This is a genomic window from Desulfovulcanus sp. (assembly GCF_982781345.1).
Genome location: NZ_CEYAEZ010000135.1, coordinates 1 through 1,708 on the forward strand (window position 1 = coordinate 1; position 1,708 = coordinate 1,708).

Genomic DNA, 1,708 nt, shown 5'->3' on the forward strand with positions numbered 1-1,708 from the left:
CATATCATACTCCGCTCATCGTGTTGCGGCTAGTGTTGAACGTAAAAAGTTGGCATCTATTTTAAGCAATGGTAGCGTGCAATTAACAAACATTTTTAGAGTGATTTATATGCGGTTTATATTAACAGTAGTGGTGATACTAGCCAGTTTTTCAAGTGTGGCAAAGCCCCTGTCGTATTATTTTGAGCAACAGGTTGAATTTGATCCCAGCATTCCAACACCTGAAAAAGTACTTGGTCATCAAGTGGGTGAATGGCATGTAAGGCATGATCAGCTTGTACGCTATATGGAAATTTTGGCTCAAAAAAGCGATCGAGTTAATTTTGAAGTAATAGGTCGTACCCACGAGCAGCGCCCACTAGTTATGCTCACTATTACCGCAGCTAACAAACTAAAAAATATAGAACAAACTCGCCAAGCACACTTAGCTCGCCTAAATAACTCAAACAATAAATTAGCAGAGCAGCCAAGCGTTGTGTGGATGGGTTATAGCGTTCATGGTAACGAATCGTCAGGGAGTAATGCTGCCTTGCTAGTGGCTTATTATTTAGCAGCCGCGCAAGGTGATGAAATAAATGAGCTACTTAACAACACGGTGATTTTACTCGACCCGTCGCTTAACCCAGACGGCTTAGCACGTTTTGCTAATTGGGCTAATAGTAATCGTGGAATGAACTTATCGTCAGATCCGCAAACGCGTGAGCATGTAGAGAGCTGGCCAAGTAGCCGTACTAATCATTACTGGTTTGATTTAAATCGTGATTGGCTTTTACTGCAGCACCCTGAGTCGCGAGCGCGTATAGCCAAGTTTCATTATTGGAAGCCTAATATTTTAACTGACTTTCATGAAATGGGACCAAACAGTAGCTATTTTTTCCAGCCAGGGATCCCTAGTCGTAAACACCCCATTACCCCTGAAGAAAATGTGAGCCTAACCAAAGCAATTGCAAATTATCATGCAAAAACTTTAGATGAAAACAACGCACTGTATTTTACAGAAGAAAGCTTTGATGACTTTTATTATGGCAAAGGTTCAACTTACCCTGATGTAAATGGTGGTGTCGGTATTTTATTTGAACAAGCAAGTTCTCGCGGTCATATTCAAGAAACGATCAATGGCCCGCTAACTTTTGCGTTTACGATTAAAAACCAACTTTTAACGAGCTTATCTACGTTTAAAGCAGCGATTGATAACCGCCAAGCTTTGCTAGAGTACCAAGCTAACTTTTATAACAAAGCAGTTACATTAGCAAAAGATGAAGACTATCAAGGCTATATTGTTCAAGGTGGGGAAGACAAAACACGTACTAACGACTTTTTAAGCATACTTAAACAGCACCAAATTAATGCTTATCCAGTTAAAGAGGGACTAAAAGCTGAAAGTAAAAACTTTACCGCTAATAGCTATTTTGTGCCGCTTGCGCAACCACAATACCGATTAGTTAAAGCTATTTTTAGTGAACAGCAAAACTTTGCCGATAACACTTTTTACGATGTATCAGGTTGGACATTAGCGCATGCGTTTAATTTACCATTTGCTAAAGTAAACAGCCGCTGGGGATTAGAGGTTGATACTACGGCTTGGCAAAAAGCAAAACAGCCTGTTTTTACGCCGCTAACTAAAAACTATGCCTACGGATTTGCTTGGGACGACATGCTTGCCCCAAAAATGCTCAATAGTCTGTTACAGCAAGGTATTAAAGCACGT

Annotated in this window: 1 protein-coding gene; it reads left to right on the forward strand. The window is 40.3% G+C overall.

What is annotated here, in order from left to right:
* The coding region (locus AC3WVG_RS11670; protein WP_488798292.1) for a M14 metallopeptidase family protein at positions 1-1,708 on the forward strand (1,708 nt) is incomplete at both ends.